This is a genomic window from Corynebacterium sp. HMSC072A04, from assembly GCF_001809235.1.
Lineage (GTDB): Bacteria > Actinomycetota > Actinomycetes > Mycobacteriales > Mycobacteriaceae > Corynebacterium > Corynebacterium hiratae.
On record NZ_KV796748.1, the window covers coordinates 25,049 to 47,302 of the forward strand.

The window sequence follows — 22,254 nt, forward strand, 5'->3', positions numbered from 1 at the left end:
GTGTGGTGCTAAAACCAGCCCGTTCGGTGGCATGGGGCCCGCATTTGCCGATGTGAGGTTATGCGGTTGTACCCCTACTATGGGCTACAGAGAGGGGTTCGGTGACGATACGTGTTGACCGAATTGCCCGTGAGCCGAAGTCACCCACAGCCCTTCTGCGACTAAGTGTTACGCGTCGTGCGAACTATGAAGGGAGTCAAAATAGTGACCACCGCAACGGAACAGTCTGTGCAGTTCGAGGCATGGAAGGGCTTTGAGCCCGGCCCGTGGACTGAAAACATTGACGTTCGTGATTTTATCCAGCGCAACTACACCCCTTATGACGGGGACTCCTCCTTCCTTGCTGGACCCACCGAGAAGACGCAACGCGTGTGGGATCATTTGGAGAAGAATTACCTGTCCGTCGAGCGCCAGAAGCGCATCTTCGACGTGGATACCCACACCCCGAGCGATATCGATGCCTTCCCGGCTGGGTACATTTCCGAGGACGATGACGTCATCGTTGGCCTGCAAACGGATACGCCGCTCAAGCGCGCCATGATGCCCAACGGTGGTTGGCGCATGGTCAAGCAGGCCATCAAGGAAGCCGGTAAGGAAACCGACCCGGAGATCGAGAAGATCTTCACGCGCTACCGCAAGACCCACAACGATGCAGTCTTCGATATCTACACCCCGCGCATCCGCGCAGCGCGTTCCTCTCACATCATCACCGGCCTGCCGGATGCCTATGGCCGCGGCCGCATCATTGGTGACTACCGCCGAGTGGCCCTTTACGGCGTGGATTACCTCATCGCTGAGAAGGAAGCATCCAAGCACGCGGTGGGGGACCTCGGCTTCTCCGAGCACTGGGCACGCTACCGCGAGGAGCACGCCGAGCAGATCAAGGCCCTGAAGAAGCTCAAGGTCATGGCTGAGTCTTATGGCTTCGATATCTCGAAGCCCGCGAAGACCGCCCACGAGGCAGTGCAGTGGACCTACTTTGGCTACCTGGCCTCCATTAAGTCCCAGGACGGCGCCGCCATGTCCATCGGCCGCCTCTCCGCATTCTTCGACTGCTACTTCGAGCGCGACCTGAACGCGGGCATCATCACCGAGGAAGACGCCCAAGAAATCATCGACCAGCTGGTGCTCAAGCTGCGCATCGTCCGTTTCCTGCGCACCGAGGACTATGACCAGATCTTCTCCGGTGACCCGTACTGGGCAACCTGGTCCGATGCCGGCTTTGGCGACGATGGCCGCCACATGGTGACCAAGACTTCCTTCCGTCTGCTGCAGACACTGATCAACCTGGGCCCGTCCCCGGAGCCAAACATCACCATCTTCTGGGATCCGCAGCTGCCGGCGGGCTACAAGGAATTCTGCGCCCACATCTCGATTGAGACCTCCTCGATCCAGTACGAGTCCGATAAGCAGATTCGTGAGCAGTGGGGCGACGACGCCGCAATTGCGTGCTGCGTGTCCCCGATGGCCGTCGGCAAGCAAATGCAGTTCTTCGGTGCCCGCGTCAACGCTGCGAAGGCCCTGCTCTATGCCATCAACGGCGGCCGCGACGAGGTCAGCGGCAAGCAGGGGGTTGACGGTTACGAGCCCATCAAGGGCGATGGACCGCTCGACTTCGATGAGGTCTGGCAGAAGTACGAGGAGATGCTGGATTGGGTTGTGGGCACCTACGTTGAGGCCCTCAACATCATCCACTACTGCCACGACAAGTACGCCTACGAGTCGATCGAGATGGCGCTGCACGATTCCGATATCGTGCGCTCCATGGGCTGCGGTATCGCCGGCCTGTCCATCGTGGCTGACTCGCTGTCCGCCATTAAGTACGCCAAGGTCTACCCGGTGCGCGATGAGACCGGTCTTATCGTGGACTACAAGACGGAAGGTGACTTCCCCTTCTACGGCAACGATGACGACCGCGCCGATGACATCGCCGCCACCATCGTTCACACCGTGATGGAGAAGATTAAGGCCATCCCGATGTACCGCAACGCCATCCCCACCCAGTCGGTGCTGACCATTACCTCCAACGTTGTCTACGGCAAGGCCACCGGTGCCTTCCCGTCCGGCCACGAGGCAGGTACCCCGTTCGCCCCGGGCGCTAATCCGGAGAACGGCGCGGATAACCACGGCATGGTCGCCTCCATGCTGTCGGTGGGCAAGTTGGATTACAAGGATGCCCTCGATGGCATCTCGCTGACCAACACCATCACCCCATCCGGATTGGGCCGCACCCCGGAGGAGCGCATCACCAACCTGGTGGGCGTCCTTGATGCCGGCTTCATCATGGATTCTGAATAGACCACGTCCACACCACTTCCTAAGGAGAACACATCATGGCAACCCCAACTTTTGACGAGCGCCTCGCCACCATGAAGGCCAACCGCACCGCCAACAACATGGACTCGGGCCTCTACCACGCCAACATCAACGTCCTGGACAAGTCCACCCTGGAGGACGCCGTTGAGCACCCGGAGAAGTACCCGAACCTCACGGTTCGCGTTTCTGGCTACGCGGTGAACTTTGTGAAGCTCACCCGCGAGCAGCAGTTCGACGTCATCTCCCGTACCTTCCACCAGGGCTCCTAAATGGCAGATGGCATTACCGGCGTCGTGCGTCTTTCTCCGGAAGAAGGGGAAAAGGTGCGCGGCGCCGCCGCCGGTTTAGGAACGGACAATGACCTCGACGGCTACACCCGCTCGGAGTTGATGCAGGCTCGCCGCTCCGGCGACGTCGCACTCGTGCACTCCTGGGAGCTGGTGACGGCTGTGGATGGGCCCGGAACACGCATGACCATGTTCATGTCCGGGTGCCCGTTGCGCTGCCAGTACTGCCACAATCCAGACACCATGGAGATGAAGGTCGGCACCTTGGAGCGCATCGAAGACGTGGTTAAGCGCGTCAAGCGTTATAAGCCCGTCTTCAAGGCTTCCGGGGGTGGGCTGACCATCTCTGGTGGTGAGCCACTCTTCCAGATCGCCTTCGCGCGGCGCCTGCTCAAGGAAGTCCACGATGCAGGCATCCACACCACGATCGATACCTCGGGCTACCTCGGCGCGCGCCTGCGTGATGAAGACCTGGACAATATCGATTTGGTGCTGCTGGACGTCAAGTCCGGTGACGAGGAGACCTATAAGAAGGTCACCCGGCGTGAATTGCAGCCGACGATCGACTTTGGGGATCGCCTCAATGCCATCGGCAAACCGGTGTGGATTCGCTTCGTGGTGGTGCCGGGGCTTACCGACTCCCCAGAGAACGTCGCCAACGTTGCGCGCATTGTCTCCCGCTGGAAGAGCAACATTGAGCGCATCGAGGTGCTGCCCTTCCACAACATGGGCGCGGATAAGTGGCACGAGCTGGGCTACCCCTACACCTTGGAGGATACGAAGCCGCCGAAGCCGGAAGACGTCGAAGCTATCCGCGAGGTGTTCCGCAAGGAAGGTTTCGTGGTCTACTAGAAGCATGAAACGCTTCGGCCACACCATCAAGGAACACACCATCACCGTCCCCTGGGACTATGACAATCCCGCCGCGGGGGAGTTCGAGCTCTACGCCCGGGAAATCATCCCGCCCGGCGGTGAGAATTATCCGGCGCTGCTCTATAACCAGGGCGGGCCGGGCTTCCCGGCGCCGCGGCCGACGGGTGCTTCCGGACTCATCGGGAAGGGCTTGGAGCGCTACCGCTGGATCCTCATGGACCAGCGCGGCACCGGGCGCAGCCACCGCATTGACGAGCTCAGCCCGGCTGAGGATCGCAGCGCTGCGCGTCTGGCGCAGCTGCGGCAAGAAAATATCGTGCGCGATGCCGAGCGCCTGCGCGAGCACCTCGGCGAGGAATCCTGGGATCTCTTCGGCCAATCCTTCGGCGGCTTCATCATCACCGCCTATGTCTCGATGTTCCCTGATTCCATTGGGCGTGCCTTCCTCACTGGTGGACTGCCCACCCTGACCAAAGGCGCTGATGATCTCTACCGTACGACTTTTGCCAAGCTCAAGGTGCGCCACGAACGCTTCTATGCCCAGTTCCCGTGGGCACAAGCGCGCATCGAGGAAATCCTCCACCACCTAGACAACTCGGAGGAGCTGCTGCCGACAGGGGAGCGCCTGTCGTCGCGCCGCTTCCGCACCATCGGAATTGAGCTGGGCCGCGGCACTGGCTTCGATTCTTTGGGCTACCTGCTGGAGGAGCCTTTCCGGACGGTGAACGGCGAAAAGCGCTTGCGTTCGGACTTCCTCAACGACGTGGGGCAGCGCGTGAGCTTCCAGGCTGGCCCGCTGTATGCGGCCATCCATGAATCTATCTACGGCGGCGTCGGCGGCCAGGCCGTCACCGGCTGGGCTGCTCACCGCGTGCGCGAGGAATTCCCCGAGTTTACCGAGGACGGTACCTATCTCACTGGTGAGCACATCTTCCCCTGGCAATTCGATGAGGATCCGGCGCTGCGCCCCTTCAAGCAGGCCGCCGAGGAGCTCGCCGCCCACGAGTGGGCAAGCTCTCCGTATGACGCCGCTGCGCTTGCCGACGCCCCCGTGACCGCCTCCGCCGCCATCTACCTCGACGATATCTTCGTGCCCTTCGAGGATTCCCTGGCTACAGGGGAGACCTATCGCGACTTGCGCCCAGTGGTGACCAACCGCTTCCAGCACAATGGGATTAGTGAGGACGGTGCGGGGATTTTGGGTGAGCTCTTCCGGGTAGCTGACGAGCATTAAAGGCTCCGAGTGAGCTCGGGGAGTGATCTCCTTCGGGATGTGGTGGTGGTCACCGTGTGGCACACTGGTTAGGAAAATTTAAATCGAGCAGAAAGGATAAGCCTATGGCCGGTCTCATCGTCATTGGCGTGATTCTCCTACTTATTATTGCCACCGCCTTCGACGGTTTCTTCATCGTCCGGACGAAGGAAGCCGCCATCATTGAGCGCATGGGTAAGTTCGTGACCGTGGCTCACGCAGGCTTGCACTTCAAGCTGCCCTACGTCGACCGCGTGCGCGCCAAGATCAGCCTGCAAATCCGTCAGCTCGATGTCATGGTAGAAACCAAGACCAAGGACAACGTCTTCGTCCAGATCCCGGTTGCCGTGCAGTATGAGGTAGTCCAGGGCAGCGAGCGCCAGGCCTTCTACACCCTGTCCAACCACGAGCAGCAGATCGTGGCCTACGTGCAGGACAATGTCCGTTCCTCCGTGGCAAACATGAATCTGGATGATTCCTTCTCTTCCAAGGACACCATCGCCCGCAACGTGGCGATGTCCCTGCGCGATAACATGGCCGCCTACGGCTGGAACTTCGTCAATACCCTGGTCACCGATATTCGCCCGGATGCCCGCGTGCGCGAGTCCATGAACTCCATTAACGCGGCGCAGCGTGAGCGCGAGGCAGCCGTAGCCCAGGCGGAGGCCGAGAAGATCCGCGTGGTCAAGGAAGCCGAGGGTGCGGCCGAGGCTAAGAAGCTGCAGGGTCGCGGTGTGGCTGACCAACGTAAGGAGATCGTCGAAGGTATTGCCCAGCAGTATGAGCTGCTGCGTGCTGCCGGCGTGCAGGAGAACCCCGAGACCCTCATGCTGGTCTCCCAGTACCTCGACGCCATGGTGGATGTGGCCGACCGCGCCCACACCAACGTGCTGTACATGCCGTCTAACCCGGGCGGCATGCAGGATCTCTTCGGCGGTATGCGCGATACTTTGCTGTCCACCAACGCTATTAACGAAGCTCCGAAGCCGAAGGTGCCGGCCGGCGAAGCAAAGCACAGCCGCGAGAACGCCGCTGCTGAGCGTCGCCGCCGTGAGGAGCAGGAGCGCCGCGAGCGCGATGAGCGTGCCCGCCGCGATGCTGAGCTGATGGAGCAGGCGCAGCGCGCCCAGCAACAGGCACAAGAGCAGGTGCAGAACGCACAGCAGGGCCAGGGCTTTGGTCAGTTCTCCGGCTTCCCGGCCCCGCCGCAGGGCAACAACCAGCCGCAGAGCGCGCGCGACTACTTTGACCAGCTGCGCAACCAGCTCAACAAGGACAACTAAACACAGTTAAAACACACAAAGAGGGCCTTCCCCCAGTTTGGGAAGGCCCTCTTGTCGTTGCCCTACACGGCGTATGGAGTGGCTAGGCACTGCGAATAATAAGACGCGGTGCCTAGCGCGCTACTTACTTGGTGTAGCCGATGTTCTCCACCTCGATGACGGCGAAGGAGTTGGCACCGAAGTTCGCGATGTCCGGGCTGGTAGCCACCATGGCCGGGCCGTTGTAAATCGGCATGATGCCGAACTGACCCAGTGCTTCCTTCTCCAGCTTGTTGGCTTCCTTGATCTGCTCGTTTGGATCGGCGATCTGGGATAGCTCGTCGATCTTCTTGTCCATCTCCGGGGTACCCGTGCCGGAGCGGTTGAGCTGGGAGCCGGAGCGGTAAATCTGGCCGAAGTAGGCCACACCGAACGGATCGCCGGAGGAGAAGCCCATGGGGAAGACATCAAAGTCATAGGAGGAGGTGATCTTGGAGAAGTCCGCGGACGGGCGCTCCTCCACCTTCAGGTCCACGCCGATGTCCTTCATCATCTTCTGGGTGGCGGTTGCCAGGGCCTTGCTGATGGAAGAATCACCCAACAGCGTGTAGCGCATGGACAGCTTCTTGCCGTCCTTCTCGCGGATGCCGTCGCCGCCTTCCTTCCAGCCGGCCTCGTCGAGCAGGGACTTAGCCTTCTCGGCATCGAACTTCACCACAGACCCGAAGTTGTCCTCGTAGCCCTCCTGGGTCTGGTACAGGTTGAAGGATCCCGGCAACTCCTCGGTGTAGCCGTTGAGGCCGTTGAAGCGGATGCCGGACAGCGTGGAGCGGTCGATACCGGTCATGATGGCCTCGCGGACCTTGGCATCGGAAAGAATCTCGTTCTTGGAGTTGAGAACGATGAGCGAGTTGGACGGGGCCATGGCGGTGCGGATCTCAATGCCCTGCATGTCCTTGACTGCAGCCAGGCGCTCCTTGTTGCCCACGCCGGTGGCGTCAATCTCGCCGGCCTTGAACGCGTTGATGGAGGCCTGATCCTCCATCTGACGGTAGGTCACCTTGTCCAGGAAAGGCTTATCGCCCCACCACTTCTCGTTCGGGACGAAGGTAGCGCTGCCGCTCTGGAAGTCAACGTTTTCAACCTTGAACGGGCCCGCGCCCCACTCTGGGTGGACCTCACCGAGGTAGGCTTCGTTGAACTTCTTGGCGGAGTCAATTTGCGGCGGGAGCAGGATGTTGAACAGACCCTGCCACCAGGGGTATGCCTGCTTGAAGGTGATGACGGCCTGCTTGTCGTTCTCACCTGGCTCGACGGACTCGATGAGCTCGTAGCCATCGGTGGAGGAGACGTTAGCCTCCTCGTCCTCACCGTTGTTGAACTTCCAGGTGTTCTCGAAGGCCTTCCAGTCAATCGGGGTGCCGTCGTTGTACTGGGCCTTCTCGTGGATGGTGTAGGTGACGACGGTCTTGCCGTCCTTCTCCTCGTCCTTGACGTCCGTGATGTAGTCATTGTTGACGTGGAACTCGCCGGATCCGTCGAAAAGACCGATCTGCGGGTTGTAGAACTTCCAGACGTCGCTGGTGTAGCGGGTACCGTCGGCCTGGAAGGGGTTCTGCTGCTGGGAGATCTCGGTGATGGCCAGGCGCAGCTCGCCGCCCTGCTTGAGCTCGGAGCGGTCCTTGGCGTTGTAGGATCCGTCCAGCTTGACGTCCAGCTTCTCGCCGGCTGCGGAGTTGCTGGAGTCCTTGGAGCCATCGGAGCTGCCGGAGCCGCCGTCGGAGGCGCAGCCGGTGAGAATGAGGGCAGAGGCGGTGACCACTGCGAGGGCGGTCCTGCGGAGCTTCATGTTCATTTTTGTGTCCTTTCGAGAGGAAACATGGAGACGGGGAGTATTTAGTTATAAGTCTTGCTAAGCCGGGGTTTCGGCGGGCTGGTAAATCTCGCGCACCCGGTCACGTTCCACGGCTGGGTCTGGCACCGGGATGGCGGAGAGCAGCGCGCGGGTATAGGCGTGTTTGGGGTTGTCGAAGACCTCGTCCGTGGGGCCGTATTCCACGAAGTCGCCCTTGTACATCACGGCGACCTTGTCGGAGAGGTGGCGCACAACGGAGAGGTCGTGGGCGACGAACACCAAAGAGATGCCCAGGCGGTTCTTCAGGTCGTGCAGCAGGTTGATGATGCCGGCCTGGATGGAGACGTCGAGGGCGGAGACGGGCTCGTCGAGCACCACGATGGAGGGGTTGGTGGCCAGAGCACGGGCCAGGCCGATGCGCTGGCGCTGTCCGCCAGAGAAGTGTCCGGGGAAGCGGTCTACCTGGTGGGACTCGAGACCGACGAGCTGCATCAGCTCAGCCACGCGCTGGCCGACGTCCCCCTCGTACCCCAGCGATTCCAGCGGCTCAGCGATGATCTCACGGATGGTCATGCGCGGGTTGAGCGAGCTCATTGGGTCCTGGAAGACGATCTGGATGTCCTTGCGCAGCTTGCGGCGTGCCGACGCACTCAAGCCGGAGGTGTTGGTGCCGTTGACCACGATGGTGGAGCCCTCTGGTGGGTTGAGGTCCATGATTTCCAGCAGGGTGGTGGTCTTGCCGGAGCCGGACTCGCCCACGATGGCGAAGCACTCGCCTTGGTGCACGTCGAAGCTGATGTTCTTGACCGCATGGACGGTGCCGACGCGGCGCTTGAGAATCGCTCCCTTGATGAGCGGGAAGTCCTTGACCAGGTTCTTGACCTCCAAGGTGACGGGGCGCTGCTCATAGGGCGTATCGCCCAGGGTATCGGCGGAAATCTTCGGCAGCGGGTACATGCGCTCGCCACCGATGGTGCCGTCCTCGATCTCATCGGAGCGCAGGCAGGAGGCGTAGTGCCCGGGGGCGTCGTCAAGCGCGCGCAGCTCTGGCTCCACGGTGCGGCACTCATCCTTCACGACCGGGCAGCGGTCGGCGAAGGGGCACTCGGCAGCAACCTCGATGAGGCGTGGTGGGGTACCGGCGATGGGAGTGAGTGGCTCATCGGTGGCCTTGTCCACGCGCGGAGTGGAACCCAAAAGGCCAACGGTGTAGGGCATTTTGGGGTGGTTGAAAATGGTGTCGACATCGCCCAGCTCCACCGGGCGCCCGGCGTACATGACGAGGACGTCGTCGGCGGTGCCTGCTACCACACCCATGTCGTGGGTAATCATGATGACGGCCGCTCCAGTTTCGCGCTGCGCCACCTTGAGGACCTCCAGGATCTGAGCCTGGATGGTGACGTCGAGGGCCGTGGTGGGCTCGTCGGCGATGATGACGCGCGGGTTATTCGCCATGGCGATGGCGATGACCACGCGCTGACGCATACCACCGGAGAACTCGTGCGGGAAGGACTTCACGCGCTTGTCCGCCTCCGGAATGCCGACGAGTTCGAGCAGGCGAATGGCCTCCTTCTCCGCCTCCTTCTTGGAGACATCGCGGTGGGTCTGGATGGCTTCGATGAGCTGGTCGCCGATGGAGAACACCGGGGTCAGGGAGGAGAGCGGGTCCTGGAAGATCATGGCGATGTCCTTGCCGCGGATCTTCGACATGTCCTTGTCGGACTTGCCGATGAGCTCGGTGCCGGCATAGACCACGGAGCCTTCCACCTTGGCGTAATCCGGCAGCAGGCCCATAACCGCCATTGAGGTGACGGATTTACCGGAGCCGGACTCGCCCACAATGGCCAGGGTGCGGCCCGGCATGAGATCGAAGTCAACGCCACGTACGGCGTGGACGGAGCCGGCCTCCGAGGGGAAGGTGACGGACAGATTACGTACGGACAGAACCGGGTCGGCGGACGCGGCGGGATCGGTAGCGCGGCTGGCCGGGACGGCGTTGGCGTTATGCGCAGTATTCTGCGGGGTCATGCTCGGCCTCCAGAGTTCGAGTTGGGGTCAATGGCGTCGCGCAGACCGTCGGCGATGAACGCCATGGAGACGGTCAGCAGCGTGAGGATGCCTGCAGGGAAGTAGAAGAGCCAGGGTGAAGCCTCGACGGCGTTGGCGCCGCCGGCCAGGAGGGTGCCCAGGGAGACGTCGGGAAGCTTCACGCCCAAGCCCAAGAAGGACAGCGCGGTCTCCGACATGATGGTGGACACCACGCCCAGGGCCGCTTGGATGATGAGCAGCGAACCGATGTTGGGCACTACGTGGCGGAAGATGGTGCGCAGGCGCGAAACACCCATGTAGTCCGCGGCGCGGACGTAGTCGTTCTCGCGCACACTGAGCGCCATGGCCCAGATGACACGCGCCGGGTACATCCAGCCGAAGACGATGAGCACCACGATGAGCAGCTTCCAGTCACCGCCGGAATCGGAGACCACCAGAGCGATGAGCAGGAAGGTCGGAATAGCCAGCAGGAAGTGGATGACGGCCAGGATGACCTTTTCCACCGCGCCTCCGTAAATGGCCGCGGCCGCGCCGATGAAAGCGGACAACACCGTGGATGCTATCGACACGATAAGCGCAATGATGAGCGAGCGGCCCAGGCCGTGGACGGTTTGTGCGAAGAGATCGTTACCGGAATCGGTCGTGCCGAACCAGTGCTCGGAGGAAGGTCCGGTGGACAGGTTGAAGAAGTCCGGCTCATCGAAACCCCAGGGGGTCAGCAGGCTGCCAAAGATGGCCAGCAGGGTGAGCAACACGAAGATGACGAGGCCGACGGCCGCGAACTTGTTGCGGAAGAAGCGGCGAACGTACAGCTTGAGCTTTGAGGTGCCGCGGAACTCGTTGCTGGAGAACTGCTTGCGCTGTGCGTCATCGACATCGACGCCGGAACCAAGTGCGGACTGTGCGCTGGGTTCGGTCTGCGGTGAAAAGTCAGCAGTGGCGGTATGCGGGCGCACGCCAAGGTTGTCCGCGGCGGTGTCGATAGCGAGATCGTTGCGGCGGTGGCGTTGCGGCTGACGTGCTGCCGAGCGCGGCGACGTGGATTTCTTTTCTGGAGACATTTAGCTCACCCTTACTCGCGGATCGAGGGCTACGACGACGAGGTCAGCCAAGATTGCGGAGAAGGCAATCATGACGGCGCCGAAGGCGGCGACGGCGGTGGTGCCGTTGACATCGTTGCGGCTGATGGTTTCGATGAAGTACTGGCCCATTCCCTTCCACGCGAAGATGGTTTCCGTCATGATGGCGCCGGTGAAGATACCGGGAACGGAGAAGGCCACGGAGGTCGCAACCGGGATGATGGAGGTGCGCAGGGCGTGCTTGCGAATAGCCTGCGCACGGGTCAGGCCCTTGGCGCGGGCGGTGCGCACATAATCGGCGTTCAGGTTATCCAGCAGCAAGGTGCGCTGCATCATGTGATACCCGGCGTAACTGATGATGATGAGGGAAATGGACGGCAGGATGAGGTGCTGCGCCATATCCAGAAGTTTGGGGAAGAAGCCCTCGACGCCGAGGCTGGACGCGCCCGTCACATAAACCACGCGGTGGCCGGTGACGCGGTTGATCCACAGGCCACCGGCAACAACCAGAATGGAGGCGACGACCACGTGGGTGTTCATCGTGATGATGGAAACACCCTGCCAGAAGCGGTCAGCCGCTTTGTATTGGCGGGAAGCGGTGTAGACACCGAGGCCAACGCCGATGATGACGGAGAGGATTGTGGCGACGAGCAGCAGCTGCGCCGAGACGAGCGCGCGGTGAGCGATTTGCGCGCTGACCGGGTCGCCGAGAGGGGAGGTACCCCAGTCCCAGTGGAAGAGAATGTTAGAGAGCCAGCCCCACCAGCGCTCAATAAGCGGGGTCTCAGGATTGAGTCCGAGCGGAGTGAGGATGCGGCCGATTTCTTCCGGCTCGAGTGGTGGGTTGCGGCCGACATAATTTGATCGGGGATCAAGGAAGGTTGCGGCCAGGAGATACGCGATATTAGTCGCGAGGAAGATGACTACCAGCCAGCTGGCGGTCTTCTTGATGATGTACTTGAACATCACTATTCCTTCGCAGGGTTTGTCTCGGCAGATTCGGTGAGTATGGCGGCCGATAAGAGTTAACGGCACTCATGTGACCTAGACCTCAGGCTAGGTGCTGTGTCACATATTAAAAGAAATGTGAGACAGGAGAGGAATAATGATTGTTTTTGTTTCATGGGGGTACTCCCCGCGTGTGAAAACTTTGTATTAATTACATATTAATTGGCCTATAGAAATCTGCAAGCAGGGGAGTGTCGGTGCAGGGACTGAAAGCTTCTTTGGGCTCACAAATCGTGCCTGATTGCCTGGGTGGGAGTGAATAATATGCGCATAGTTTGGGGGTAGTGTGCAGGGGGATTGTGCTGAATAGATAAGGGGTAAGGAACGCTCAGCAAGCATGCAGGAGCCGGCTTAGCGCATCTTTTTCTGCCTCCGTGACCCAGATTTCATAGACTGCTTTTACCTCGACGATGCGACGCGCATACTCACAGCGAAAACCTTTGTTGGGCGGCAGCCACGTGGCGGCATCGCCAGCGCCTTTCTGCTGGTTGAGAGGACCATCGACGGCAAGGAGATTGCGGGGATCATTGGCAAAGTTGCGGCGCTTCTCGGGTGACCATTGCTGGGCGCCTTTCTGCCAGGCGTCGGCCAGCGCCACAACGTGATCGATCTGCACTGCACTCGAGGTCTGCACCCCGCGCTGAAACTCAATGTCCTGGCCCGAATAAGGATCATGCAAGGTGCCGGCGAGCGCCACACAGTCGTGGGTGCCTTCCTTGAGCACGAGGCTCTCCGGATCCAAGTCCCTGCGGAGGATATCGTTGCGGGTATCGCAGCCGTTGTGGCCAAACTCCACCGAGACGTCATCGGACCAAACCTGGCCGAATTCCTCACGCTCATAGTCGGTCATGGGAGCGCGGCCCTTGACCTTCAGAGAATCTAGGGCGGCGAGCGCTTCGGCTATGCCCGGCGCAATGTCTGGCGGGGGCGTGGCTTCGTCGGAGTGTTCTTCTGTGGGGGCTTCTTGTGTGGGCGCCGCTGTCGTTGTGGAAGAACTCGGCCCCGCCGCTGGGAGAGTGGACGGGGAGGGAAGGAGCAGGCCGATCGCCACGAGCACAGCCACCGCAGCGTTGAGCAGCGCGGCGATGAAGAACGGGGTACGAGTGGCCATGACGCATTGATCCTAGTGGGTAGAATCGACACACGGTATGAGTATCGATATGTTCTTTGACGAGTACCTCGCTGAACGCGGCCTGACGCGCTCCGCCGAGGTTGTCCCGGACCACGCCTGCCAGGTCTTTTGTGATGCGCCTGAGCCGAAGACCCAGTCTTCCCTCGAAGAGGCGGTTCAACTCGTCGCCCACACCTTGGGGGAGTAGTGCAGGTGTCTGATTTTCACGTCTCTGTGCCTTTGTCCGCGCGCTTGGCCTCCGAGCCTTTCGCGCTGTCTTTCTCCGGTCAGGGCTATGCCTGGCTGCCGACGTTGCGCGATGCCCTTGCTACCGGTGCGCAGCCACACATCGCGGAGTACCTTGCTAAGACCGAGGAACTCCTTGCCCCGCTGGAGGAGGAGCTTCTGCCTGCCACTCCGCACGGGTTCGCGCCTCTGGACTGGACAGACGAGGAGCCGGCGTGGGCACACGCGCTTGCCGACGCCTCGCTTTCCACCCCCGGCATCCTCACCGCGCAGCTAGCGGTCCTCGAATCGCTGCGTGCACACGGAATTGAACTCGAGGATGCCGTCACCAACATTGGCCACTCCCAGGGCGTGCTTGCCACGGCGGTCGTTGAGGGACGCATGAGCCCAGCCGAGGCTCTGGCGCTGGCACGCCTCATCGGCGCGGCTCTGGAGACAACCGCACGAAGTGCTGGGCTGGTCCGCACCCCGCAGGGCGCGCCCATGGCGGCGGTGACCGGCGCGACGAAGCAGCAACTGCTCGACGCCGGCGCCCACATCGGGCTCGACAATGGGCGGGGGCGCTTCGTCATCGGCGGAACCCCGGCTGAACTTGCCCGGGTGAAGGCCGCGCTGCAAGAGAGCTCGGACCTCAAGGAAGATCGGGAAGGGGAGCCAGCCGCCGTCGCTGTCACCGACCTTGAGGTTTCAGCCGCGTTCCACCATCCCACCATGAAGCACGCGGTGGAACAGGTGGAAATCTGGGCGGACCGGATCGGACTGGATCCTGAGCCCACCGCGCAGCTCGCGCGGGCGGTATTGACCGATTACGTGGATTGGCCCGAGCGCGTTGACACAGCGCTTCAGGCCGGGGCGCGTTGGATTCTGGAAATCGGGCCCGCCCGCGGGGTGGAGCCGCTGACTCGAGATATCGTTGCCGGGCGCGGTGTGGGCACGCTGGCCGTCGCTGCACCGGAAGGGTTGGCCCAGCTCGTGGAGCCGGGCCACGCGCCCGCCCTGCCACGCGCGTGGCCCGAGTGGGCACCGCGAGTGACAGACGGGCGCCTGGTGACTGCCTTTACGCAGGCCACCGGTTACTCACCGGTCATGCTCCCCGGGATGACCCCCACCACGGTGGATCCGGCCATCGTCGCCGCGGCCGCCAACGCTGGGCACTGGGCGGAGCTGGCCGGCGGGGGACAGCACACCGATGACATTCTGCAGGAGAACCTGCGTGTACTGCGCAGGCTGCTGCAGCCCGGGGTGAATGCCCAGTTCAACGCGCTGTATCTCGCGGCCTCCCAGTGGCGCCGCCAGATTGAGGGGCCGAACTCGATCCTGCAGGCGCGCGCAGGAGGAGCACCCATCAACGGCGTGGTCATCTCCGCCGGCATTCCTCCTGTGGAGGAAGCCGTGGAGCTGGTGGAAAAGCTCCACGCGGAAAACATCCCCTGGGTCGCTTTCAAGCCGGGCACCTCGACACAGGTGGAGGACGTACTCCGCATCGCCGATGCTCTCCCCGAGACCACCGTCATCATGCAACTGGAAGGTAGCGCGGCCGGTGGCCACCATTCCCTAGAGGGCCTCGATGATGTTCTGGCTGCCACCTACGCGCGGATCCGTGAGCGCGACAATGTCCTCCTCGCCGTCGGCGGGGGAATCGGAACCCCGGCGCGTGGCGCGGAGTACCTCCTGGGTACGTGGGCGCAGCGCTTCGGCCTGCCCGCAGCCCCCGTCGATGCCATCATGGTGGGCACCGCCGCCATGGCGGCGAAGGAGTCCACCGCATCCGAGTCGGTGAAGCATGCTCTCGTCGCCGCGCACAGCGGGGACGTTGTGTCGGGCCGCTCGGACCTGGGCGCGGACATCCATGAACTGGACAACTCTTTCGCCCGCGCCGGGCGCCTGCTGGATGCGGTGGCCGGTGACGCCGCGGCCGTAGAAGCACGCCGCGCGGAAATCATTGAAGCCATCGGGCGCACGTGCAAGCCCTACTTCGGGGACCTCGATGAGATGTCCTATTCCGAGTGGCTGCAGCGCTACCTTGAGCTGTCCTACCTGGACGGCTGGGTTGATGAATCCTGGTTGAGCCGATTCACCCGCATGGTGACTCGCGCCGAAGCCCGCCTCCACCCGGCCGATCACGGCGAGATTGAGCTGTGCGTTGAGGTCGACCGTGAGCACCCGGCTGAGGCAATTGCTCAGCTGACCGAACTCTACGGTGACGCGGCGCTGCACCCGACCGACGCCGCGTGGTTCATTCAGCTCGTGGATAGCCCTGGCAAACCCGCGAACTTCGTCCCGGTCATTGATGCGGACGTACGCCGCCGCTGGCGCCACGACACCTTGTGGCAGGCCCACAATGAGCGTTATTCCGCCGATGAGGTCTGCATCATCCCCGGCACGTCAGCCGTTGAGGGAATCACGCAGGCCAACGTGCCGGTGGCGCAGATACTCGGCTGCTTCGAACAGGCGGCGCTTGCGCTTCTCGACGGAACTGATGATGACTCTGGCGAGCCCGCCTTTAGCGCTGAAGAGCTCATCTGCCGCGCCCCGAGCCTGAATTGGGCCGGGCGCGAGCAGCCCAACCCCCTGCGCCTTGGCCTTGATGGGGCCGAGCTGGAAACTGCGGGCGAGGAGGCCATGTGGTTGACCGTTCCTTTCCACTCCGGAGCTGGGCTGCGTGTGCGCATCACTCTGCCGCGTATTCCGGGTGCCTCACCACTGGTCACTGTCGACGATGCCGAATCCGCCATGCGGGAGCTGCTGCGCCAAGCCGCCGGCGGTGACCTACCTGAGGTTGATTCCGGGGCCGCAACAGTCAACGTTCACCTCAACGCCACCGACATTGCCCAGTATGGTGCGGTGACGAGCGGGGAGATGAGCACTGCTGTCTCGCCCGATGTCCTCCTTGGTCGCGCCTGGCCGGCACTCTTCGCTGTCCTGGCCAGTGCCCACACAGAGTCCGGGGAGCCGTTGGTCGAAGGCTTCCTTGACCTCGTCCACTTCGAGCACTCGCTGAGCCTCACGCCAGACACCAGGGAGCTGCTTCGCAGCAGCGCCGCCCCAGGCTCCGAGCCCTTGGCACTGAGCTACATCGCAGAACTGAAAGACGTTCGCGATACGCCCTCGGGGCGCCTCATTGACGTGAGCGTTGCTGTCAACGTCGCCGTGCACGGCGAAGAACATGAATTCGCGCAGATGCACGAGCGCTTCCTGATTACCGGGCGGCGCGGTGGCACTGCGCTCGAGCTCGTGCGCGCCACAACTAATGGTGCACAAGAAAGCGGTCAAGAAGACAGCGTAAAGTCCTCCTTCCGGGAGACTCCGCGTTCCTTCCGCCACCGCACCACCGCGGTGGCACCGCAATCACTGCGGCCCTTCGCCGTTGTAACGGGGGATAGGAACCCCATCCACCTGTCATCGAACGCTGCGGCACTGGCGGGGCATCGTCAAGGCCCGATCGTCCACGGCATGTGGACCTCGGCGCTGGCGCAAGCAGCCGTGGCTTTCGACGGGGCTCGCGTCCTCGAGTGGTCCGTTACCTGGCTTGCACCCGTGCTTCCCGGCAGTGAGGTGGAGTTCGAGGTGGAACGGGTGGGTGTCGACAAGCGCAGCGGCTACGGCGAGATCCGCAGCGTGACCGCCACCAGCCAGGGCGTTCCGGTGCTGCAGGCGCGAGCGACGATGAGCAGCCCCACTACCTTCTATGCCTTCCCCGGCCAGGGCATCCAGTCCCCGGGGATGGGGATGAAGGACTATGCGGAATCCGCAGCGGCGCGCGCCGTGTGGGAGCGTGCGGATGAGCACACGCGGCAAAGCTTGGGCTTCTCCATCCTGGAGATCGTCCGCCACAACCCCGACACCGTGGTGGTGGCTGGTGAGACCTTCACGCACCCGGATGGCGTGCTGTATCTGACGCAGTTCACGCAGGTGGCCATGGCCACACTGGGCTGCGCACAGATTGCAGCGCTTAAAGAATCCGAGGTCCTTGAAAGTTGTGCCTTCTTCGCTGGACACTCGGTGGGCGAGTACAACGCCCTGGCCGCCTATGCCGAGGTCCTGTCCTTGGAGGCGGTCCTGGACATCGTTTATGTCCGCGGGCTGACCATGCACCATCTGGTCGAGCGCGATGCCGCGGGCCAGTCGCTCTACGGTCTGGCGGCGCTGCGCCCGCACAAGATGGGGATGAGCGCGACCGAAGCCTTCGCCCACGTCGCGGGCGTGGCCGCGGAGACGGGCGAGTTCCTTGAGGTGGTCAACCACAATATTGCCGGGCGCCAATATGCAGTGGCCGGCACGAAGGCGGGCCTGGATGCGCTGGCGAGCGACGCCGAGCGGCGCGCCCCTGGGCAACGTGCCGTCATCCCCATCCCGGGGATTGACGTGCCCTTCCACTCCTCCCGCTTAGTGGGCGGCGTGGCAGATTTCCGCGCGCATCTTAACGCCCTCATCCCTCAGGAGGTCAACCTTGAGGTGCTGGTGGGGCGCTATATTCCAAACCTCGTGGCGCGGCCCTTCGCGCTCAGCCGCGAGTTCGTGGAGGCCATCGCAGAAGTGGTGGACTCGGAGCCTATCGCGGAGATCCTCGCGGACTTCGATGGTGCCATGGCGAGCCCGGCGCGTCTTGGCCGAACCCTGCTCATCGAGCTTTTGGCCTGGCAGTTTGCCTCCCCGGTGCGCTGGATAGAGACCCAGGATCTGCTCCTTGGGAAGCTCGAAGTGGAGCGTTTCATCGAGGTTGGCGTTGGCACCGCGCCCACGCTGTCCAACATGTTGGGCCAAACCCTGCGGCTTCCCCAGTACGCGGGCAGCGCAGACCTCGAGGTGCTCAACTATGAGCGCGACCATGGGCGAGTCTTTGCCGAAGACGCCGAGCCGGCACCCGGGCCAGCAGCGAAGGCGGTCGCAGAGCATGCCGCACAACCGGTTAGCGCCGAAGCGGAATCGGTCGAATCTGAGTCGAGGCAGGCAATCGACAGGGCACACCAGGAAGAAACCGTGCAGGCACCCCGTGAGGAGGCGCCGGCCGCCATCGAGGACCTCCCGCTGAGCGTGCACCAGGCCCTCGAGATGCTTATCGCGCTGTGGACCAAGGTCCGCCCCGACCAGATCGCGCCGACTGATTCGATCGAAACCCTCGTGGAAGGCGTGTCCTCCCGCCGCAACCAGTTGCTCGTCGACCTCGGATCGGAATTCGGCATCAGTGCCATCGAGAATGCCGCGGATGCTGCCATCCCGCAGCTGGCGGAGAGCGTGGCTCAGCGCGCGCCGGGTTATGCAACCTTCGGGGAGGTCCTCTCAGAGCAGGTCTCGCAGGCACTGACTCGGCTGACGGGACCGGCGGGCAAGAAGCCGGGCTACGTGGCTGAGCGTGTGAGCGGTACGTGGGGATTGGGCACTGGATGGGCCGACCACGCGACGGTACAGCTGGTCCTGGGCACGCGCGAGGGCTCCTCGCTGCGCGGCGGGGATTTGGCTAGCTTGCCCATGACTGCCGTGGTGTCGGTAGCTGAGCTCGATGAACTGATCGACTCCGCGGTGCGCGCTGCCGGCGAGTGCGAAGGAATCGCGCTGCAGAAGGCCGCAGCGGCAACGCCACACGAGACCGTGGACCCGGAGGCGGTGCGCGCCTATACCGAGCGTCTTGAATCGGCGCTGGAGGACTCCGCCCGCGCCGCACTCGCCGCCCTCGGCCGTGAGGAGACCCCGATTGAGCAGGGGGACAGCGCAGCACACACGGAGCTGGAGCAACTCGTTGCCACGGAGCTGGGGCCGGACTGGCAGCAGCGCGTCGCCCCCGCTTTTGATGCGCGCAAGGCAGTGCTTCTCGACGACCGCTGGGCCAGCGCCCGCGAGGACATCGCTCGCGCGGCGGCCGCCGGGGAAGCAGAGCCCGAGCTGGACGTGTTGGGCGCCGGCGAGGAAGTTGCGCTCCTAGCCGAGCACTTCGGCTATGAGCATCTGGCCCGCGATGCCCGCACCCCGGCCGACGGGTTGCTCTTCGCTGACCAAGTAGCCGTGGTGACGGGTGGCTCGCCGGGCTCGATTGCCGCCGAACTCATCGGTGAACTGCTCGCGGAGGGCGCAACCGTCATCGCGACGACCTCCCAGCTAAAACACGAGCGCCTGGAGTTTTATAAGGAGCTCTACCGCAGCCGGGCCGTCGGGGCGGCAGCGCTGTGGGTGGTTCCAGCAAACCTTAGTTCCTTCGCGGACGTGGATGCGCTCGTGGAATGGATTGCGGCGGAGCACACCGCCATCGTGGGCGGAAAGTCCGTACAGCTCAAGCCTGCTTACGTGCCGGATCTTCTCTTCCCCTTCGCCGCGCCGCGTGTGGCCGGCACTCTTGTGGATGCCGGGGCAGGGGCGGAGTCCCAGATGCGTCTGCTGCTGTGGTCGGTGGAGAAGCTCATCGCGTCGCTGTCCGCCGTGGGCGCGGATACACATGTTGGCCACCGGCTACACGTGGTGCTTCCGGGCTCGCCGAACCGCGGGCGCTTCGGCGGCGACGGCGCCTACGGCGAGGCCAAGGCGGCCCTCGACGCCTTGGTTAACCGCTGGTCTTCCGAGCAATCCAGCTGGGGTGCGCGGACCTCGCTGGTGCATGCCCACATCGGGTGGGTGCGCGGCACCGGCCTGATGGGCGGCAACGATCCATTGGTTGCTCAGGTGGAGGCCCGCGGCGTGCGGACCTTCTCGGCGAAGGAGATGGCGGTGCAGCTTATCGACGCCACCGCCTCCCCCCACATTCGCGCCCAGGCAGCGTCTTCACCGCTGAGTTTTGACCTCACCGGCGGGCTGGCCGAGGCCGAGCTAGACCTAGCCGCGCTTGCCCGGGATTCACAGTCAGAGGATGCAGATGCATCGAGCGCAGCTGCTAGATCGGGCGAAGAGAAGGCTCCGCGAACGGCGAAGGCCCTGCCGAATGTGTTGAAGCCTGCAGAGTGGACCAGCCCCGACTTCAACACGGTGACGCAGTCCCTCGAGGACATGGTGGTCATCGTTGGCGCGGGAGAGCTCGGTCCGCTGGGCTCCTCGCGTACCCGCTATGAGGCGGAGGTCGGTGGAGAGCTCTCTGCGGCTGGCGTGCTGGAGCTGGCGTGGAGCCGCGGGCTCATCAGTTGGGATGAGCACACGGCCGGCTGGTTGACTGCCGAAGGCGAGGAGATAGCCGAGGAAGACGTCTACGCGCGCTTCCACGACGAGGTGCTCGCCGGGATTGGTGTGCGGCGCTTCCACGATGACTTCGGCCCGCACCTGCCTATGGTGGATAACCTCGCGCCCGAGCTGACCACCATCTACTTGGAGAAGCCGCTGAGCTTCACCGTGGGGGATGAGGCGACAGCGCGCAGTTTCGTCGATAGCTGCGAGGGAGCCACGCTGCGCCGCGTCGATGGCGCGACAGGTGAGGTCGAATGGCAGGTCACCCGGCCCGCCGGCTCCGCGGTGCGGGTTCCGCGGCGCGTGGCCATGACCCGCTTCGTGGGCGGCCAGATACCGGAGGGCTTCGACCCACAGGTCTACGGCATCCCGGCGGACATGGTGGATAACCTCGACCGCCTCGCCCTGTGGAACCTGGTGTGCACCGTGGATGCCTTCCTCTCCGCAGGCTTTAGTCCCGCCGAGCTCTTAACCCACGTCCACCCGGCGCGCGTGAGTTCCACCCAGGGAACCGGCATGGCGGGTCAGGAGGCGCTGCGCTCGCTGTACGTCGATAAGCTCTTGGCCCAGCCGCGGCCCAATGACATCCTGCAGGAAGCGCTGCCCAACGTCATTGCTGCGCACGTGATGCAGTCCTATGTCGGCGGCTATGGCCAGATGGTGCACCCCGTGGCCGCCTGTGCCACGGCGGCGGTGTCGGTGGAGGAGGGCGTCGACAAGCTGCGCCTGCACAAGGCGGACTTCGTCGTGGCCGGTGGTATCGACGCCCTGTCCATCGAGGGGATTACCGGCTTTGGTGACATGGCGGCCACGGCCGATAGCGCCGAGATGGCGGCGAAGGGGATTGAGCACCGCTTCTTCTCCCGCGCTAACGACCGCCGCCGCGCCGGCTTCGTGGAATCCGAAGGCGGTGGAACCATCCTGCTTGCGCGGGGAACCTTTGCGGCGGAGATGGGGCTGCCGGTCCTCGGCGTGGTGGGCTTTGCTGAGTCCTTCGCCGACGGCGCGCACACCTCCATCCCCGCGCCGGGCCTGGGTGCGCTCTCAGCGGCGCGGGGCGGCACAAACTCCCGCCTGGCCCGCTCGCTGAAGGCCCTCGGCGTGGGCGCGGACGATATTGCGGTGGTGTCGAAGCACGATACGTCCACCAACGCCAACGACCCCAACGAATCTGACCTGCACGAGCGCATCGCCGCAGCCCTCGGCCGCAGCCCCGGCAACCCGCTGTATGTGGTTTCGCAGAAGAGCCTGACCGGGCACGCCAAGGGCGGTGCCGCAGCCTTCCAGCTCGTCGGTCTGACTCAGGCGCTGCGTAGTGGAGTCCTCCCACCGAACCGTTCGCTCGACTGCGTCGACCCCGCGCTGCGCCGTCACTCGCACCTGCTGTGGCTGCGCCAGCCGTTGGACCTTCGCCGCACCCCGCCGAAGGCGGGCCTGGTGACCTCCCTGGGCTTCGGGCATGTTTCCGCCCTCATCGCGCTGGTCCACCCGGGTGCTTTCTTTGCTGCGTTGGCTCGGGAGCAGGGTGGGGGCGTGGCCGAAGCCTGGCGGGCAGCCGCTACCGATCGCGAGCGGCGTGGTCTGCGGCGCCTAGAAGATGCCATGCGAGGTGGAGCAGCGCTGTACGAGAGGCCGGTGAACCGCAACCTCGGCTCGGGCCCAGCTACCGAGGTGACCGAAAGAGAGGCCGCAGCGTTGCTGAGCGAGTCCGCGCGCTTGCGCGGAGGCACCCTGGATCCGGAGGGAGGAAACACAACACAACGGGGGTAGCGG

The 22,254-nt window shown here is 63.5% G+C and carries 12 protein-coding genes; 7 read left to right on the forward strand and 5 right to left on the reverse strand.

The genetic code is table 11. The features are described 5' to 3' along the window. Window positions 1-186 precede the first annotated feature (186 nt). From pflB to HMPREF2565_RS02190, 5 genes are all read left to right on the forward strand, one after another. Window positions 187-2,298: a formate C-acetyltransferase gene (pflB, locus tag HMPREF2565_RS02170; RefSeq protein ID WP_256375066.1), complete on the forward strand. Its 2,112-nt coding sequence runs from the start codon at window positions 187-189 to the stop codon at window positions 2,296-2,298. A gap of 35 nt (window positions 2,299-2,333) precedes the next feature. After that, window positions 2,334-2,585, forward strand: a complete 252-nt coding sequence (gene grcA2 / locus HMPREF2565_RS14350; protein WP_071406811.1) for an autonomous glycyl radical cofactor GrcA2 — start codon at window positions 2,334-2,336, stop codon at window positions 2,583-2,585. Beyond that, window positions 2,586-3,455: a pyruvate formate-lyase-activating protein gene (gene pflA / locus HMPREF2565_RS02180; protein ID WP_046647360.1), complete on the forward strand. Its 870-nt coding sequence runs from the start codon at window positions 2,586-2,588 to the stop codon at window positions 3,453-3,455. Between the two features lie 4 nt (window positions 3,456-3,459). Then, window positions 3,460-4,710, forward strand: a complete 1,251-nt coding sequence (locus HMPREF2565_RS02185; protein ID WP_071406812.1) for an alpha/beta fold hydrolase — start codon at window positions 3,460-3,462, stop codon at window positions 4,708-4,710. A 104-nt stretch (window positions 4,711-4,814) separates the two neighbouring features. Next, a complete protein-coding gene (locus HMPREF2565_RS02190; RefSeq protein WP_046647358.1) occupies window positions 4,815-6,011 on the forward strand; it encodes an SPFH domain-containing protein in 1,197 nt (398 codons plus the stop codon). A 124-nt stretch (window positions 6,012-6,135) separates the two neighbouring features. Here the strand turns inward: HMPREF2565_RS02190 and HMPREF2565_RS02195 are convergent, their stop codons facing one another. The 5 genes from HMPREF2565_RS02195 to HMPREF2565_RS02215 form a co-directional block, all read right to left on the reverse strand. Beyond that, window positions 6,136-7,845 carry an ABC transporter family substrate-binding protein gene (locus HMPREF2565_RS02195; protein ID WP_049155772.1) on the reverse strand — a complete coding sequence of 570 codons (1,710 nt, stop codon included), beginning with the start codon at window positions 7,843-7,845 and terminating at the stop codon, window positions 6,136-6,138. A 57-nt stretch (window positions 7,846-7,902) separates the two neighbouring features. Continuing rightward, window positions 7,903-9,873: an ABC transporter ATP-binding protein gene (locus tag HMPREF2565_RS02200; RefSeq protein WP_070509743.1), complete on the reverse strand. Its 1,971-nt coding sequence runs from the start codon at window positions 9,871-9,873 to the stop codon at window positions 7,903-7,905. Continuing rightward, entirely contained in the window at window positions 9,870-10,955 is a 1,086-nt protein-coding gene (locus HMPREF2565_RS02205) for an ABC transporter permease (RefSeq protein ID WP_071406813.1), read from the reverse strand. Before HMPREF2565_RS02205 ends, HMPREF2565_RS02200 begins: the two co-directional genes overlap by 4 nt. Continuing rightward, complete coding sequence (locus HMPREF2565_RS02210) at window positions 10,956-11,939, reverse strand: ABC transporter permease (protein WP_049155780.1); 984 nt, start codon at window positions 11,937-11,939, stop codon at window positions 10,956-10,958. 370 nt (window positions 11,940-12,309) lie between these two features. Next, a complete protein-coding gene (locus tag HMPREF2565_RS02215) occupies window positions 12,310-13,092 on the reverse strand; it encodes an HNH endonuclease family protein (protein WP_070509739.1) in 783 nt (260 codons plus the stop codon). 37 nt (window positions 13,093-13,129) lie between these two features. On the opposite strand from HMPREF2565_RS02215, the gene HMPREF2565_RS13875 reads away from it, so the two are divergent. Then, window positions 13,130-13,300: a hypothetical protein gene (locus tag HMPREF2565_RS13875; protein ID WP_154762460.1), complete on the forward strand. Its 171-nt coding sequence runs from the start codon at window positions 13,130-13,132 to the stop codon at window positions 13,298-13,300. Between the two features lie 5 nt (window positions 13,301-13,305). After that, window positions 13,306-22,251, forward strand: a complete 8,946-nt coding sequence (locus HMPREF2565_RS02220) for a type I polyketide synthase (RefSeq protein WP_071406819.1) — start codon at window positions 13,306-13,308, stop codon at window positions 22,249-22,251. Window positions 22,252-22,254 lie beyond the last annotated feature (3 nt).

Coding starts and splice junctions, on each gene's coding strand:
- HMPREF2565_RS02215 (WP_070509739.1), bottom strand. CDS start 13,092: ATGGCCACTCGTACCCCGTTCTTCATCGCCGCGCTGCTCAACGCTGCG.
- HMPREF2565_RS02205 (WP_071406813.1), bottom strand. CDS start 10,955: ATGTCTCCAGAAAAGAAATCCACGTCGCCGCGCTCGGCAGCACGTCAG.
- HMPREF2565_RS02185 (WP_071406812.1), top strand. CDS start 3,460: ATGAAACGCTTCGGCCACACCATCAAGGAACACACCATCACCGTCCCC.
- HMPREF2565_RS02190 (WP_046647358.1), top strand. CDS start 4,815: ATGGCCGGTCTCATCGTCATTGGCGTGATTCTCCTACTTATTATTGCC.
- pflB (WP_256375066.1), top strand. CDS start 187: ATGAAGGGAGTCAAAATAGTGACCACCGCAACGGAACAGTCTGTGCAG.
- HMPREF2565_RS13875 (WP_154762460.1), top strand. CDS start 13,130: ATGAGTATCGATATGTTCTTTGACGAGTACCTCGCTGAACGCGGCCTG.
- HMPREF2565_RS02195 (WP_049155772.1), bottom strand. CDS start 7,845: ATGAACATGAAGCTCCGCAGGACCGCCCTCGCAGTGGTCACCGCCTCT.
- grcA2 (WP_071406811.1), top strand. CDS start 2,334: ATGGCAACCCCAACTTTTGACGAGCGCCTCGCCACCATGAAGGCCAAC.
- pflA (WP_046647360.1), top strand. CDS start 2,586: ATGGCAGATGGCATTACCGGCGTCGTGCGTCTTTCTCCGGAAGAAGGG.
- HMPREF2565_RS02210 (WP_049155780.1), bottom strand. CDS start 11,939: ATGTTCAAGTACATCATCAAGAAGACCGCCAGCTGGCTGGTAGTCATC.
- HMPREF2565_RS02200 (WP_070509743.1), bottom strand. CDS start 9,873: ATGACCCCGCAGAATACTGCGCATAACGCCAACGCCGTCCCGGCCAGC.